Origin of the sequence: Arthrobacter sp. LFS091, assembly GCF_047977885.1 — a bacterium.
Taxonomy (GTDB): Bacteria; Actinomycetota; Actinomycetes; order Actinomycetales; family Micrococcaceae; genus Arthrobacter.
The window spans coordinates 59,559-74,495 of sequence record NZ_JBFPFP010000004.1 but is presented as its reverse complement, the minus strand read 5'-3'; the positions used below and the strand labels follow the sequence as shown (position 1 = coordinate 74,495).

Genomic DNA, 14,937 nt, shown 5'->3' with positions numbered 1-14,937 from the left:
GCCCGCACGTGGACCCACCGGATCCCGTAACGTCCCTGCCGCGACGAGGCCGTATGCGCCCCCGCCTGTGGGCTGCGGCGGCCGGTGTGGCCGCAGGGGCAGCCGGGATAGCAGCGGGGGAACTCACTGCGGGCCTGGCAAGCCCCCTGGTCTCTCCAGTGACCGCCCTGGGTGGCGCTGTCATCGATGCCGTGCCACCGGGCGTCAAGGACATGGCCGTGGAATTGTTCGGCACGGCCGACAAGATCGTGCTCATCGCCTCCATCGGACTGGTCGCCGGGATCCTTGCCGCTCTGGCCGGAGTCCTGGAGCACCGCAGGACCGGATGGGGCCTGGCACTGGCAGGGCTGGCAGGCGCGGCGGGGCTGACCGCCGTCGTTACCCGCGCGCAAGCAGGACCGCAGGCTGCCCTCGCGCCCATCGTCGCGGCTGTGGTCACCATGCTGCTGTTGCGCACCCTGATCCGTAGATTGACCACCTGGGCCCCCTCGCGGGGGACACCCGGGCAGGACGAGGCGGATCCCGCGCCCTTGGCCCGGCGCAGCTTCCTCAACGCGCTCGCCGGGACGTCCATCGCGGCCGTCGTGGCCGGAACGGTGACCGCTGTCCTGACGCGTGCCACAGCGGCCGCATCTGGTTTCCGCAGTACTTTGAAGCTCCCACAGCCCACGACACCCCGCCAAGCCATCCCCAACGGCGCGGCACTGGCCGTGGACGGGATCAGCCCCCTGGTGACGCCCAATGCCGACTTCTACAGGATTGACACCGCCCTGACGGTTCCTGCCATCGACCCACCCTCGTGGAAGTTGAAGGTCACTGGAATGGTGGAGCGGGAAATCGAACTGGATTTCGCGACCCTCCTCACCAAGCCCATGACGGAGCGGCACATCACCATCGCCTGCGTGTCCAACAACGTCGGCGGAGACCTCATCGGCAACGCACTCTGGCTGGGCTGGCCGGTCCGCGAACTCCTCGCCATGGCGGGTCCCAAAGCCGGCGCGGACATGGTGCTGTCCACCAGCAACGACGGCTGGACTGCCGGTACGCCCCTGGAGGCACTCACGGACGGCAGGGATGCACTGCTGGCCATTGGCATGAACGGTGAACCATTGCCGCTGGAGCACGGCTTCCCCGTACGCATGATCGTGCCCGGACTCTACGGATATGTGTCCGCCACCAAATGGCTGACCGAACTGAAAGTCACCCGGTTCGCTGACGACATCGGGTATTGGACCCCCCGCGGCTGGAGTGACCACGGACCCATCAAAACCCAATCGCGAATCGACGTACCCCGCAACGGCCGGACAGTTAAGGCAGGCAAGGTGCAGTTCGGCGGAGTGGCTTGGGCCCAGCATCGGGGCGTCAAACGGGTGGAGCTGCGCGTTAACCGGGGTCCGTGGCAACAAGCCACCCTGGGAAACGGTATCTCCACCGACACCTGGTACCAGTGGCAGCTCGGCATCGACCTCACAGCCGGCGACTACGAAGTCCAGGTGCGGGCCACGGATTCCACCGGTGAACCCCAGACAGAAGACAAGGCTCCCGTAGCTCCGGATGGTGCCACCGGCTACCACACAATCAGCGTCAAGGTGGCCTGAGGACCTAGTCTGGGTACGTCCGGGTAATTCCCGCACGTCAAAGTAGCCACACAGGAGGATGTCCGTGCCCCGATCTGTTGCAGCCCATCGGCAGGCCGTAGTGGAACTGCTGACCACTGCGAGGGCTGCCAAGGGCAACCTCCGCCTGCCCTTGCTCCAAGCACTGGGGCAAGCGCTCGCCGGTGACGTCTACGCACCCCTCTCACTGCCGCCGTTCCCCAACTCCCAAATGGACGGATTCGCCGTTCATTCAGCAGGGATTCCCGACGGCGGTGCGGAGCTCCGGGTCGCGGCGCCCGTCCCGGCAGGTGCCTCGCCAGCGCCATTGAAGGCCGGCTTCGCCGCCCCCATCATGACCGGGGCCATGATCCCGGAAGGGGCCGACGCCGTCGTGCCCATTGAAAAGGCAACGCCGAACGTCTTTCCCGAGCCAGCCGCCGAAGACGCTACCGTCCGGCTCCCGCCGGTGGCTCACGGAACCTATGTGCGTAACAGTGGCAGCGACATCGAAGCAGGCGGCTTGGCACTGGCGGCCGGGACGCTCCTGGGCCCCGCCCAACTTGGCTTGCTTGCAGCCCTGGGCCTGGACACCGTGGAGGTCCGTGAACCATTCCGCGCGCTGTTGGTCACCACTGGCGACGAAGTGGTGGAACCCGGGCAGGAACTGGCACCCGGCAAGATCTACGATTCCAACGGAACGCTCCTTGAAGCCTCCATGCGCCAAGCCGGCATGGACGTGACGCGGACGGGCATCTCCGACGACAACCCCGAAACCCTCCTGTCAGTCCTCCACCGCTACACCCAGGATCCCCGGAACCCGGTGGACATCATCGTCACCACCGGTGGCGTGAGCAAAGGCGCCTACGAGGTAGTCCGCCAAGCGATGTCCGGCCAGCCAGTGGATTTCCTGCCGGTCGCTATGCAGCCGGGCGGTCCACAAGGCCTGGGAACCTTCGAGGGGACACCCTTCCTGGGCTTCCCCGGAAACCCCGTCAGCTGCCTCGTGTCCTTCGAGATGTTCCTCAGGCCCGCACTTTCCCAGGTCCAGGGAACACCTGCGCCCCGGCCCGTGCAGACGGCCCGCCTCGCCGAACCACTGACCTCGCCCGACGGTAAACACCAGGTCCGGCGCGGAAGCGTGGACCCCGATGGCACAGTGCGCATGGAAGGCGGGGCAGGCTCCCACCTTGTCCACGCACTGGCCCGTGCCAATGCCCTGGTCCAGATCCCCGCCCACGTCACGGAACTCGCCAAGGGTGACGAAGTGGAAGTATGGATGCTGTGAACCACACTCCCGATAACCCAGACGGCCCCGCGGGCCTGACGCATCTCAGGCAGGACGGCACCGCGCAGATGGTGGACGTCTCCGGGAAAGCCGTCACCACGCGTGAGGCCACCGCCACGGCCACTGTCCGCAGCACCGCCGAAGTCCTCGCCTTGTTGGGCGCCGGCGAACTTCCCAAGGGCGACGCGCTCGCCGTGGCGAGGGTAGCGGGCATCATGGCGGCAAAGAAGACCCCCGAACTGATTCCGCTGTGCCATCCCTTGCCGATCTCCAAGGTCACCGTGGACTTTGAGCTGGGCGCGGAATCGGTGGAAGTCCTGGCAACGGTCAAGACAAGGGGCGTCACCGGGGTCGAAATGGAAGCCCTGACCGCCGCGTCGGTTGCGGCGCTCAGCGTCTACGACATGATCAAGGCCGTCGACAAACATGCCGTCCTGGACGATATCCGGGTCCTCGCGAAGAGTGGCGGAAAGAGCGGCGACTGGGACGTCTCCTCCGAACCACGGCACGGGGAGGCCGGAGCATGAGCGCCTGCGAGCCCAACGCGCACGGACCGCGGAAGGCCGGCGTCGTGATCGCGTCCACCCGTGCCGCCGCAGGAATCTACACGGACGAGACCGGGCCGATCATCCTGGACTGGCTGAACGAGCACGGATTCGACACTTTTCCCACCATGGTGGTGCCGGACGGTGAACCTGTAGGTGCTGCCCTGCGTGCCCTGCTGACGCAGGAACCGGCAGTTGTCATCACCAGCGGCGGCACGGGCCTCAGCCCGGACGACCGCACGCCGGAGATGACGCTGCCACTCCTTGACCGCGAAATACCGGGCATCATGGAAGGCATCCGGCGCGCAGGTGCTGCGAAGACGCCCATGGCCATGCTGAGCCGGGGCCATGCGGGTGCGGCGGGAAAATCGTTCATCATCAATCTTCCCGGTTCCCCCAAAGGGGTCATGGATGGGCTGGCGGTCCTGGACCCCGTGATCGGGCATCTCTGTGAGCAGTTGGAAGGAAACCATGGGCACTGAAACAGACTTCGAGGTTGTCAGCGCTGTCCTCAGCGCCGAGCCGATTTCCGTGGACCAAGCCATCAGGGCAGTGGAATCGGAAACTGCGGGTGCGGTGGTCAGTTTCAGCGGCGTCGTGCGTAACCACGACGGCGGCAAAGCTGTTGATCGACTGAGCTACAGCGCGCACCCCACGGCCCACCAGGTCATGTCGGACGTGGTGGCTCAGTTGGTCGCGGAGCACTCCGGCGAAGCCAATCAACCCGTGCGCATCTGGGCCGCGCACCGGATCGGCATGCTGGAGATCGGTGATCCCGCGTTGGTGTGTGCAGTTGCGGCTGCCCACCGGGGCCAGGCGTTCGCCGTCTGCTCGGAACTGGTGGACCGGGTCAAGGAGCAGGTTCCCATTTGGAAAGAGCAGTTCTTCAGTGATGGCACTGTGGAATGGGTCGGCGCAGGGGAGTAGGCGCAAGGTAACGGTTCCCGCCCGTGCCCGGCCCGGCGGTAGGGTTAAACGCATGACCGAACAACTTGCTGTTGCAGTGCTGGGCGCCAACGGGCGTATGGGAATTGAAGCCGTTAAGGCTGTTGAAGCAGCCGAAGACATGAAGCTGGTGGCCGCTTTGGGCCGCGGCGATTCCCTGGACAAACTGCTCGACGCCGGTGCGCAGTATGTTGTTGATCTCACCGTCCCGGACATCACCGAGACCAACGTCCGGTTCGCCGTCGAGCACGGCATCCACGCCGTCGTGGGCACCACAGGCTGGAACGCAGACAGGTTGGAATCCCTCCGCGGACTGCTGGAGTCGAAACCGGAAACAGGCGTGCTGATTGCCCCAAACTTCGCCCTTGGCTCGGTGCTGGCATCCGCCTTTGCTGCCAAGGCCTCGCAGTACTTCGAATCTGTTGAAATCATTGAGTTGCACCACCCCAACAAGGTGGATGCTCCTTCCGGCACGGCTGTGCGCACGGCCCAGCTGATCGCCGAAGCCCGCCAGGAAGCAGGCGTGCCGGCCAGCCCGGACGCCACCGAGACGGCATTGGACGGTGCGCGTGGCTGCGACGTGGACGGGGTACGGGTGCACAGTGTCCGCCTTCGCGGCCTTGTTGCCCACCAGGAGGTCCTCTTTGGCGGTCCCGGCGAACAGCTAACGTTGCGCCACGATTCCTTCGACCGGGCCTCTTTCATGCCCGGCGTCCTTCTTGGACTGCGGAAGGTGGCAGCCAACCCCGGCCTCACGGTCGGCTTGGACGGCTACCTGGATCTGGGGCTCTAGGACATGGGAAATTTCTGGACAGCACTGAAGAAGAACCGCACCAAGATCTGGGTAGGTGCCATCACCTTGTTGCTGGTGCTGTACCTGGTGGTGTCCGTCCAACGCTCCTTCCTCCTGCTTGGCGATCCCAACCTGGTGGCCAAGGGCATAGGAGCCGCCTATCTGGTCCTGCCCGTGGTGGGTGCGTGGGCGCTCATCCGGGAACTGCTTTTTGGTGCCCGCACTGAGCAGATGGCCAAGGTCCTGGAAGCCGAAGGCGGGTTGCCGGAGGACACGCTTCCCCGAACGCCCGGCGGCAGGATTGTCCGGTCGGCAGCGGACGCAGAGTTCGAAAAGTACCGGGCGGAAGCCGAGGCCGCCCCGGAAGATTGGCGCTCCTGGTTCCGGTTGAGCTGCGCCTACGACGCCTCCGGTGACCGCAAGCGGGCCCGCGCGTCCATGCGGGACGCGGTGAAGCTCTTCCGTTCTCAGCCGACTGCCGCCGGACGGTAGCTGCCCAGCCTGGACGCTTGGTGGGCCACCCACTCAAGTGGCCCCCGCCGTCGGAGCAGGGCGAAGCAGCTGCCGATGATGATCGCGGTGATCGCCTGGGTCCAGTACATCCCTTCAGGGGTCCAGCCGGCCGGCAGTGGCCTGTCGGTGAATCCGGAGACCACCCACACATGCGCTGAGTAGAGGCTCAACGTCATGGCTCCCGGACCGCTGAGCAGGACCAGGACGTTGACCTTTGCCCGCTCAGCCACTGTGCCCAGCAGCAGGAACAATCCCACGACAGCGGCAGCCGTGCCCCCGGTGTGCAGGAGGTCCAAGGTGGTGCCCGCGTGCGGGGAGGCGGTGGCCAGCCACCACCACGAATCCACTTGCTGAAGGCCCGTCAGGTTGACCTGCAGCATGCTCTCCAACGGGTACCCGCGGGTACCGGGGAGCGCCTCCAAGGCGGACCTTCCACCCCACGATTCCATGGCCAGGAAGCCCACCGCTTTCGCAAGGACGACTACAGCGCTTCCGCCGGCCAACAGCAGGACCTGTACCTTCGCCGTCGTGAGCGCCATGCGGCCTATGGCAAGCCCCAGCAGCAGGTACGACATCCACTGGAAAACGGGGTAGTAGCCGGTAAAGAAGAGATCGGCCAGAAGCCGTCCCGGTGTCTCCAGGTCCTCAACCTTTGGGTTGTGGCCCAACTGGAGGGGAGGGGTCGTGTCCAGCAGCAGGGGGCGGACCAGGTACGCCAGGACCGGCGAGGCCAGGATCCAGCCCAACGCCAGGAAGCAGAGGGCTTTCAGGCGCAGGCCCAGGAACGGCAGGACGCAGAGGAACAAGACAGCGTAGTGGACCAGGATCACCGCGATGTTGACATCAAGCCCACCCAGGACGAATCCGACGACGGCAATCACCAAGGCGCGCATGGCCACTCCGCCTCTCGCCGACCACAGCCCAGCGCCGCTGGGCGGCTGCTGCTTGCCCGTGCTGAGGGCCAATCCGACGCCGGCCAGCACAGCGAAAAGGGCCGAGGACCGACCTGAAAAGACCAATCCCACGAAAGTCGGGTCCCACTGGGGAGAAGGACCGTACGTCGGGATCAGATGGGTGGACATCATCCCCAGCAATGCCGTACCCCGGGCGGCATCGATCCCCTGGAGCCGGGCGGACGCCGGGCTGGCCCCGTGGGCCTCCTGTCGTGGCGCCGTCCCGTGCGAAGTCATGCAGCGATCGTCTCATAGGCTGCTGGGCGGCAACCCGGCACGGAGCAGCTGGCGAAGAGCGGCCCTTGTCTTCGAATATATGTTCGAATAGCATTACGGCATGAACGATGTTCCAAAGCCGCAGGACCGCCTGTGTGGACCCATGAAGGCAATGAGCCCCGGTGTGGTCGACTTCCTGTTCAGGCAGCTTGTCACCGGCGAACCACCGGAGGACACCCAGTGGCGGAGCGAAGGGACGGTCCTGGCCGAGCAGATGCCGGGAGCTGAGCTCGCCCGCCGGCTGGCGGATACGGATCTTGATTCGCTCACGCCCATTGAACTCTTCGAGTACGTGCGGGCCTCCCAGAGGCTGGTGGCCTGGGCGGAGCAACTCAAGGAGCGGGCTGTGGCGCAGTATTGTTCGGAGCAGCCGGCCCGGACGCCCGGATCCGCCTGACGTTGCCGGTCCGCCTAGGCTGCCGGTGCGGCTGTTCGCCGGAATAGGATGGCCCGGTGACCCAAGCGCACCCCCAATCACCGTCCCCATCGACCATGCCGCGACCCGCCGGGCCTGCGCCAGCGTCAGCAACGCTGCTGGCCGCCGTCGTTCAGTACGAAGCGCTGGGAACGGGCAGTGGGGGAGCGGCTGTCGCCCGGAACGTCGCCGCCCACGTGGAGCTTATCGAAAAGGCCCACGCTGACGGCGCACGGCTGGTGCTGTTTCCAGAGCTCTCCTTGACGGGCTATGAGTTGGACTCATTCGATGCCCCGGAGCATGCGGGTGAGCCTTCGGCCTGGCTGACTGACGGCGATACAAGGCTCCAGCCGCTTCGGGACGCCTGTGCCCATACCGGGACCACGGCAGTGATCGGTGCAGGCTGGCGGGAAGCTGACGGCACTCCACGGTTGGCATCACTCATCATCGGGCCGGATGACTCCCTGCGACCGGCCTTCAAGACCCATCTGCATGGCGCGGAGCATGAGCTGTTCGTCGCCGGGAACGGCCCCGAAATCCTGGAAGTAGACGGGTGGCGGGTGGCTCTTGCCGTATGCGCCGACGCCGCCCAACCGTCCCACGCCGCGGTTGCCGCAGAGTCAGGGGCCGACGTCTACGCAGTGTCAGCCCTGTACGTATCCGGCGAGGAATTGCGCCTGGGACTGCACCTGGGCTCCCGGCCCGCTCCAGCTTGCATGGCTACAGGTCTGGCCCTGGCGCATGAGGACCATCACGCGGAACCCATTCTTGTAACAAGCCGCTGACAGGGTAACGTTTTTCTTATGTCTGACTTGCGCGCCCACAATCCCGCCCTTGGTACCCTGCTGACCGCCATGGTCACCCCGTTCACCGAGGACGGCAAGGTTGACTACGACCAAGCCGCGGCGCTGGCAGAGAAGCTCGTCCAGGACGGTTGCGACGGCCTCGTCGTCACCGGCACCACTGGCGAGACCTCCACCCTCACCGACGATGAAAACCTTGGCATGTTCCGTGCCGTCAAAGAAGCCGTCGGTGGCAAGGCAGCCATCATTGCCGGGACCGGCACCAACGACACCGCCCACTCCGTGCACCTTTCACAGCGTGCAGCAGAGGTAGGCGTTGACGGCCTGCTGATCGTCACCCCTTACTACAACAAGCCCAGCCAGGCGGGCGTCCGCGCCCACTTCGAGACGATTGCCTCCTCCACGGACCTGCCCGTCATGCTCTATGACATCCCGGGCCGCTCCTCCATCGCGATCGCCCCCGAGACCATGATCGGCCTCGCGAAGCACCAGAACATCGTGGCCGTCAAGGACGCCAAGGCCGATTTTGCTGCAGCGACGCGCGTCATGGCAGAAACAGACCTGGTCTTCTACTCGGGCGACGACGGACTGACCCTGCAGTGGATGGCGCTCGGCGCCGTTGGGCTGGTGGGTGTCACCACGCATGTGGCCACGCGCCGCTTCCGCGAATTGATCGACGCCGTCAATGCCAACGACCTCGCCACGGCAAGGGCCATCAACTTTGAACTGGAACCCGTGGTTCGTGGAACCATGACGCGGGTCCAAGGCGCAGTAGCCGCCAAGCAGATTCTCAAGTGGCAGGGAGTCCTGCCCAACTCGGTTGTCCGTTTGCCCCTCGTGGAGCCGGACGCGGCCGAGATCGACATCATCCGCGGGGATTTGGCGGAAGCCGGAATGGACTTCGACGTCCAGGACGGTTCCGCCGGAAAGTAGCAAAATATGACCCAAACCGCCCTTCCCGGACTGGTTACTCCGCCGAAATTGCCCAAGGGCACGCTGCGGATTGTTCCGCTCGGTGGACTGGGAGAGATCGGCCGCAACATGGCCGTCTTCGAAATCGACGGCAAGCTGCTGGTCGTTGACTGCGGCGTGCTCTTCCCCGAGGAGACCCAGCCCGGCGTCGATTTGATCCTGCCCGATTTCTCTTACATTGAGGACCGGCTCCAGGACGTCGTGGGTGTCGTGCTGACCCACGGACACGAGGACCACATTGGTGCCGTTCCCTATCTGCTGCGCCTTAAAGCAGACATCCCGCTGATCGGTTCCCAGCTGACGCTTGCCCTGGTGGAAGCGAAGCTCCAGGAACACCGGATCAAGCCGTACACCCTCACCGTCACCGAGGGCCAGGTGGAGCAGTTCGGTCCCTTCGAGTGTGAATTCGTGGCCGTCAACCACTCCATCCCGGATGCCCTTGCAGTTTTCATCCGAACCGCGGGCGGCAACGTCCTCCACACCGGTGACTTCAAAATGGACCAGTTACCGCTGGACGGCCGCATCACTGACCTCAGGCACTTCGCGCGCCTGGGCGAAGAAGGCGTGGATCTGTTCATGGCCGATTCCACCAACGCGGACGTTCCTGGGTTCACGACGGCCGAGAAGGAAATCGGCCCCACCCTTGACCGTCTGTTCGGCCAGGCCAAGAAGCGCATCATCGTGGCTTCCTTCTCCTCGCATGTCCACCGCGTGCAGCAGGTCCTCGATGCTGCGGCCAAGCATGGCCGCAAGGTGGCGTTCGTTGGCAGGTCCATGGTCCGCAACATGGCCATCGCCGCGAAGCTTGGGTACCTTGATGTGCCGGACAACATCCTGGTGGACATCAAGAACATCGATAACATGCCCGATGACCGCGTGGTCCTGATGTCCACAGGTTCACAGGGTGAGCCCATGGCGGCACTTTCCCGCATGGCCAACGGTGATCACCGCGTGATCGTCGGCAAGGGTGACACCGTTATTCTGGCATCGAGCCTCATCCCGGGAAACGAGAACGCCGTCTTCCGCATCATCAACGGCCTCCTCAAGCTCGGGGCCGACGTCATCCACAAGGGCACGGCAAAGGTCCACGTCTCGGGGCACGCCGCCGCCGGCGAACTGCTGTACTGCTACAACATCCTCGAGCCGCTCAATGCCATGCCGGTGCACGGCGAGACCCGCCACTTGATCGCCAACGGCAACATCGCCTTGGAGTCCGGAGTGCCCTCAGAAGGCATCATCCTGAGCGATAACGGAACCGTCATCGACCTCAAGGACCACAAGGCGGACGTCGTTGGCCAGGTGGAGGTCGGGTTCGTCTACGTTGACGGCTCCAGCGTCGGCGAAATCACCGACGCTGATTTGAAGGACCGACGCATCCTGGGCGATGAGGGGTTCATTTCCATCATCACGGTGATCAACCGCACCACGGGCAAGATAGTTTCGGGTCCGGAGATCCATGCCCGCGGCGTGGCCGAGGATGATTCCGTCTTTGACGAGATCATTCCCAAGATCAATGCCGCGCTGGAAGATGCCGTGTTGAACAACGCCGATCACACCAACCACCAGTTGCAGCAAGTGGTGCGGAGGATTATCGGCACCTGGGTCAACCGTAAGCTTCGCCGCCGGCCCATGATCATCCCGGTGGTCCTGGAAGCTTAAGCTTCGAGAGCCAGCAACATGCATGCCCAAGGGGGCCTGAAATCCGCGGATTTCAGGCCCCCTTGGGGTAGCGTGGCACTTATGGCGACCCGTACTACCTCCACGCCACGAGGCAGCTCCAGCAGTAAATCCGGCGGCACAGGCCGAGGCGCGGCTGCCCCCAAAAGCGGTGCAACGGCGGCCAAAAGCGGCCGGGGCAGCACTGCGCGCACCAAGCAAGCTGCCGCCGTCGAGCCCCAGGCTCCGCTCCCGTTGCGGCTGCTGGCAGGCGCGTGGCAGGGCATTGGACACGTGGTGGGTGCCGGTGTCCGGCGTATCGGCCACGACGTCAGCGACCTCGATCCCGAGGACCGTCGCGACGGTGCCGCATTGTTCAACCTGGTGTTGGGCATAGCGATTGCCACTTTCGCCTGGTGGGGACTCACCGGTTGGCTGCCCGACATCGTCTACAGCGTGGTGAACGGAACGTTCGGCTGGATGTCCCTGGTCCTGCCGTTCATGCTCTTCATCTGCGCCTTCCGCCTGTTCCGGAAGCCACAGGACGGCCGCGGCAACAACCGCGTGGGCATCGGCTTCATGATCATGACCGTCGCAGGATCGGCGCTGGCCCACGTTATTGGTGGCTTGCCTTCCGTGGCGGACGGCTTCGACGGCCTGCGCAGGGCGGGCGGCATGCTCGGCTTCCTGGCCGCCGCTCCCTTCGCCGCCATCCATCCAGCTATCCCTGTGCTCCTTTACAGCCTGCTGGCCTTCGTCTCGGTGCTGATCGTGACGGCGACGCCGTTCGGTGCCATCCCGTCCCGGATCCGCGGGGCCTACAACCACCTCATGGGCGTCGACCTGATGGACGGTTCCGGCAAGGACGACCACGACCGCAGCTATCTGTACGAGAATGAAGCACCCAAGCCGCGGAAGAAGAAGCGGGTGCGCCTCTTCGGCAGGGACGAGGAAACCGACGCCGGCCTGGAAGGTTACGTCGGGGACGAGGCCTTTGAGCACGCCATAGTGGACGACGACGAAACTCCGGGTCCGTCCGAACCTCGCGTACCGCCGGGCGTGCGGCGTCCGACCCAGGCCGAGATCGCCGTCGGGAAAATCAAGGCCGCCCAGGGACTCGCGGGCGCAACGCCGGGTATCGATAACCCCACCGAAGCCATTCCCGTCCTGACCCCGGAGATGACGGCGCCTGCACCTGCAATCGCCCAGGTACCCGCGAAACCGGCAGGCGCACCGCTTCCGCAAACACCCATTCCCCAGCGCACGGAGCAGTTGTCCTTGGCGGGCGATGTTACTTACACGCTTCCGGCTTCGGACTACTTGACCCCGGGTTCCATCCCGAAGGAGCGCACGGAAGCCAACGACGCCGTCGTCGCTGCCCTGACTGACACCCTCACGCAGTTCAACGTCGATGCGTCGGTGACAGGCTTCAGCCGCGGTCCGACCGTGACGCGCTATGAAATCGAGCTGTCTCCAGGAACCAAAGTGGAGCGGGTCACCGCCCTGTCGAAGAACATTTCCTATGCCGTGGCGTCCAGCGACGTGCGGATCCTGAGCCCGATTCCGGGCAAGTCAGCCATCGGCATCGAAATTCCCAACACGGACCGCGAAACCGTCTCCTTGGGCGACGTGCTGCGGAGCCAGAACGCGCGGCGCACGGACCACCCCATGGTCATGGGCGTCGGCAAGGACGTCGAGGGCGGCTACGTGGTGGCCAACCTGGCAAAGATGCCGCACTTGCTCGTCGCCGGTGCCACCGGTGCCGGTAAGTCCAGCTTCGTGAACTCGATGATCACCTCCATCCTCATGCGGGCCACGCCGGATGAAGTGCGCATGGTCATGGTTGACCCCAAGCGCGTGGAACTCACGGCCTATGAGGGCGTCCCGCACCTGATCACGCCCATCATCACCAATCCCAAGAAGGCTGCGGAAGCGTTGCAGTGGGTGGTCCGGGAGATGGACGCACGCTACGACGACCTCGCCAATTACGGCTACAAGCACATTGACGATTTCAACAAGGCTGTGCGGGCCGGCAAAGTAGTGCCCCCGGTCGACTCCAAGCGGGTCATCAAGCCGTACCCGTACCTGTTGGTGATCGTCGATGAGCTTGCCGACCTCATGATGGTGGCCCCACGTGATGTTGAAGACTCGATTGTCAGGATCACCCAGCTGGCCCGTGCCGCCGGTATCCACCTGGTCCTGGCTACCCAGCGCCCGTCAGTGGACGTCGTCACCGGCCTGATCAAGGCAAACGTCCCATCCCGAATGGCGTTCGCAACGTCCTCCGTGACGGACTCCCGCGTGGTCCTGGACCAGCCGGGCGCGGAGAAGCTCATCGGCCAAGGTGACGCGCTGTTCCTGCCGATGGGTGCCTCCAAGGCGATGCGCGTCCAGGGTGCTTGGGTGACCGAATCCGAGATCCATAAGGTAGTGGAGCACGTCAAGGGCCAATTGCAGGCCGTCTACCGTGACGACGTTGCCGCAGAGGCCCCGAAGAAGCAGATTGACGACGACATCGGAGACGACCTCGACGTGCTGCTGCAGGCCACCGAGCTTGTGGTGACTACGCAGTTCGGTTCGACCTCCATGCTGCAGCGCAAGCTTCGGGTGGGCTTCGCCAAAGCCGGTCGCCTCATGGACCTCCTGGAGTCCCGCGGCGTCGTGGGCCCTTCAGAGGGTTCGAAGGCCCGCGATGTCCTGGTCAAACCCGACGACCTCGCCGCCGTCCTGGCAGCGATGAAGGGGCAGGAGTCACCGGCTGCGCCCGATGCCCACACTGCGGCGCTGAGCGACAACGCGAACTCGAACATCGCCGTCGGCGGTTATGCGGAGGACCTTGTCCAGGCGGACCTGGACAACCGGACGCAGGCCATTGAGTACTACGACGGTGCTGACGGTCCCGATGACGAAGAAGGCGGCGAAGACGCCTGGTCCCTCACGGGACGGTAACGCTCCGGGCGACGGTGCCGGAGACGGTAGCCTAGAGGGGTGACTACAGCCGAGGGTGATAACGCGACGTCCAGCAGCTCCGACATCTGGAACCTGCCCAACATCCTCACGATGCTCCGCATTGTCCTGGTGCCGTTCTTCGTCTGGTTCCTTGTGGCCGACAACGGCAACAACGGGATTTGGCGCTGGGCCGCGGTGGTTGCTTTCGCAGTCGCCATCTACACGGACAAGCTCGACGGCGACATCGCCAGGGCACGGGGCCTCATTACCAACTTCGGCAAGATTGCCGACCCCATAGCCGACAAGCTCCTCATCGGTTCCGCGCTGGTGCTGCTGTCCATACTGGGGGAGCTGCCCTGGTGGGTCACCATCCTGATCCTTGTCCGGGAGTGGGGCATCACCGCCCTGCGATTCGTTGTGATCCGCTACGGAGTGATGCCTGCCTCCCGGGGCGGCAAACTCAAGACAGTCATCCAGACCGTAGCCATTTTCCTGTACGTCCTGCCGCTGAAGGCGATCGCGCCGTGGCTGGGAGACGTTGCTTTCTGGGTCATGATGGTGGCCCTGGCCATCACGCTGTGGACCGGCGTCGAATACGTTGTCCAGGCCATGCGGCTTCGGGCAGCCGGACGCCGCGCGTGAGTACTCACGCCTCAGGGTCCGGCGGCGCCCAAACCGCGACGGCGGCAGTTGCGGCGGCAATCGAACGGCACCTGACGGTGGCTACGGCCGAGTCGCTCACGGCCGGTTTGGTAGCTGCCACCCTCGCCAACACGCCTGGAGCATCCGGGATGCTCCAGGGCGGCGTGGTGGCCTACCAGAATTCAGTCAAAGCCGATGTCCTGGGGGTCCCGGCCCACTTGCTTGCTGCCGTTGGGTCCGTCGACGGCGGTGTCGCCGAGGCAATGGCCGACGGCGCGCGACGCGCCTGCGGGTCCGACGTCGGGATTTCCACCACCGGAGTAGCCGGACCGGAGCCCCATGACGGCAAAGCAGTGGGAACAGTCTTTATAGGTGTGGCAACGCCAACGTCGGTTTCCGCGTTCGAGTACCGGTTTTCCGGTGATCGGCAGGCCATCCGGGAGCAGGCCTGCGAGGCCGCAATGGTGCGTCTCCTTGCCGCGCTAAGTGACGTTGGTTACCGTTCGTAAAGTAGCCGGGAACAAAAACAGATTGCCAATAGTTGTGTCATTGTGTCGCTTCGGAAGAGCCGGGGCGCCTAGGATGTAGAAAC

Annotated in this window: 15 protein-coding genes; 14 read left to right on the top strand and 1 reads right to left on the bottom strand. The window is 64.7% G+C overall.

Annotated features, from left to right (window positions below; all coding sequences use genetic code 11):
- The first annotated feature begins 53 nt into the window (after positions 1-53).
- Genes ACNQOP_RS08565 through ACNQOP_RS08535 form a run of 7 tightly spaced genes read left to right on the top strand, consistent with a single transcriptional unit; the run spans position 54 to position 5,658 of the window.
- Positions 54-1,598 (top strand): molybdopterin-dependent oxidoreductase, encoded by a 1,545-nt coding sequence (locus ACNQOP_RS08565; RefSeq protein ID WP_416404391.1) that lies wholly within the window; start codon positions 54-56, stop codon positions 1,596-1,598.
- Positions 1,599-1,656: 58 nt separating this feature from the next.
- On the top strand, positions 1,657-2,883 hold the full coding sequence (gene glp, locus ACNQOP_RS08560; protein WP_416404147.1) for a gephyrin-like molybdotransferase Glp: 1,227 nt from the start codon (positions 1,657-1,659) through the stop codon (positions 2,881-2,883).
- Positions 2,871-3,410, top strand: a complete 540-nt coding sequence (gene moaC, locus ACNQOP_RS08555) for a cyclic pyranopterin monophosphate synthase MoaC (protein WP_235521816.1) — start codon at positions 2,871-2,873, stop codon at positions 3,408-3,410. The genes glp and moaC overlap by 13 nt, the downstream gene beginning before the upstream one ends.
- Positions 3,407-3,910 (top strand): MogA/MoaB family molybdenum cofactor biosynthesis protein, encoded by a 504-nt coding sequence (locus ACNQOP_RS08550; RefSeq protein WP_416404144.1) that lies wholly within the window; start codon positions 3,407-3,409, stop codon positions 3,908-3,910. Before moaC ends, ACNQOP_RS08550 begins: the two co-directional genes overlap by 4 nt.
- Positions 3,900-4,355 carry a molybdenum cofactor biosynthesis protein MoaE gene (locus ACNQOP_RS08545; protein WP_257371118.1) on the top strand — a complete coding sequence of 152 codons (456 nt, stop codon included), beginning with the start codon at positions 3,900-3,902 and terminating at the stop codon, positions 4,353-4,355. Before ACNQOP_RS08550 ends, ACNQOP_RS08545 begins: the two co-directional genes overlap by 11 nt.
- Positions 4,356-4,407: 52 nt before the next feature.
- Positions 4,408-5,166 (top strand): 4-hydroxy-tetrahydrodipicolinate reductase, encoded by a 759-nt coding sequence (gene dapB / locus ACNQOP_RS08540; protein WP_257371117.1) that lies wholly within the window; start codon positions 4,408-4,410, stop codon positions 5,164-5,166.
- Positions 5,167-5,169: 3 nt separating this feature from the next.
- Positions 5,170-5,658 carry a hypothetical protein gene (locus tag ACNQOP_RS08535; RefSeq protein WP_235521820.1) on the top strand — a complete coding sequence of 163 codons (489 nt, stop codon included), beginning with the start codon at positions 5,170-5,172 and terminating at the stop codon, positions 5,656-5,658.
- Here the strand turns inward: ACNQOP_RS08535 and ACNQOP_RS08530 are convergent.
- Positions 5,634-6,869, bottom strand: coding sequence for a heparan-alpha-glucosaminide N-acetyltransferase domain-containing protein (locus tag ACNQOP_RS08530; protein ID WP_416404141.1), 1,236 nt, complete (start codon positions 6,867-6,869; stop codon positions 5,634-5,636). The genes ACNQOP_RS08535 and ACNQOP_RS08530 overlap by 25 nt on opposite strands.
- 100 nt (positions 6,870-6,969) lie before the next feature.
- Between ACNQOP_RS08530 and ACNQOP_RS08525 the strand changes: the two genes are divergently transcribed.
- The 7 genes from ACNQOP_RS08525 (at position 6,970) to ACNQOP_RS08495 (ending at position 14,854) form a co-directional block, all read left to right on the top strand.
- Positions 6,970-7,305 carry a hypothetical protein gene (locus ACNQOP_RS08525; protein ID WP_235521822.1) on the top strand — a complete coding sequence of 112 codons (336 nt, stop codon included), beginning with the start codon at positions 6,970-6,972 and terminating at the stop codon, positions 7,303-7,305.
- Between the two features lie 56 nt (positions 7,306-7,361).
- Positions 7,362-8,108, top strand: coding sequence for a carbon-nitrogen hydrolase family protein (locus ACNQOP_RS08520; RefSeq protein WP_416404139.1), 747 nt, complete (start codon positions 7,362-7,364; stop codon positions 8,106-8,108).
- Positions 8,109-8,126: 18 nt separating this feature from the next.
- Positions 8,127-9,059 (top strand): 4-hydroxy-tetrahydrodipicolinate synthase, encoded by a 933-nt coding sequence (gene dapA, locus ACNQOP_RS08515; RefSeq protein ID WP_235521825.1) that lies wholly within the window; start codon positions 8,127-8,129, stop codon positions 9,057-9,059.
- A 6-nt stretch (positions 9,060-9,065) separates the two neighbouring features.
- Positions 9,066-10,757, top strand: coding sequence for a ribonuclease J (locus ACNQOP_RS08510; protein WP_257371112.1), 1,692 nt, complete (start codon positions 9,066-9,068; stop codon positions 10,755-10,757).
- Between the two features lie 81 nt (positions 10,758-10,838).
- On the top strand, positions 10,839-13,703 hold the full coding sequence (locus ACNQOP_RS08505; RefSeq protein ID WP_416404137.1) for a DNA translocase FtsK: 2,865 nt from the start codon (positions 10,839-10,841) through the stop codon (positions 13,701-13,703).
- A gap of 39 nt (positions 13,704-13,742) precedes the next feature.
- Complete coding sequence (gene pgsA / locus ACNQOP_RS08500) at positions 13,743-14,345, top strand: CDP-diacylglycerol--glycerol-3-phosphate 3-phosphatidyltransferase (RefSeq protein WP_235521828.1); 603 nt, start codon at positions 13,743-13,745, stop codon at positions 14,343-14,345.
- A complete protein-coding gene (locus tag ACNQOP_RS08495) occupies positions 14,342-14,854 on the top strand; it encodes a CinA family protein (protein WP_284987787.1) in 513 nt (170 codons plus the stop codon). The genes pgsA and ACNQOP_RS08495 overlap by 4 nt, the downstream gene beginning before the upstream one ends.
- The last annotated feature ends 83 nt before the right edge of the window (positions 14,855-14,937 follow it).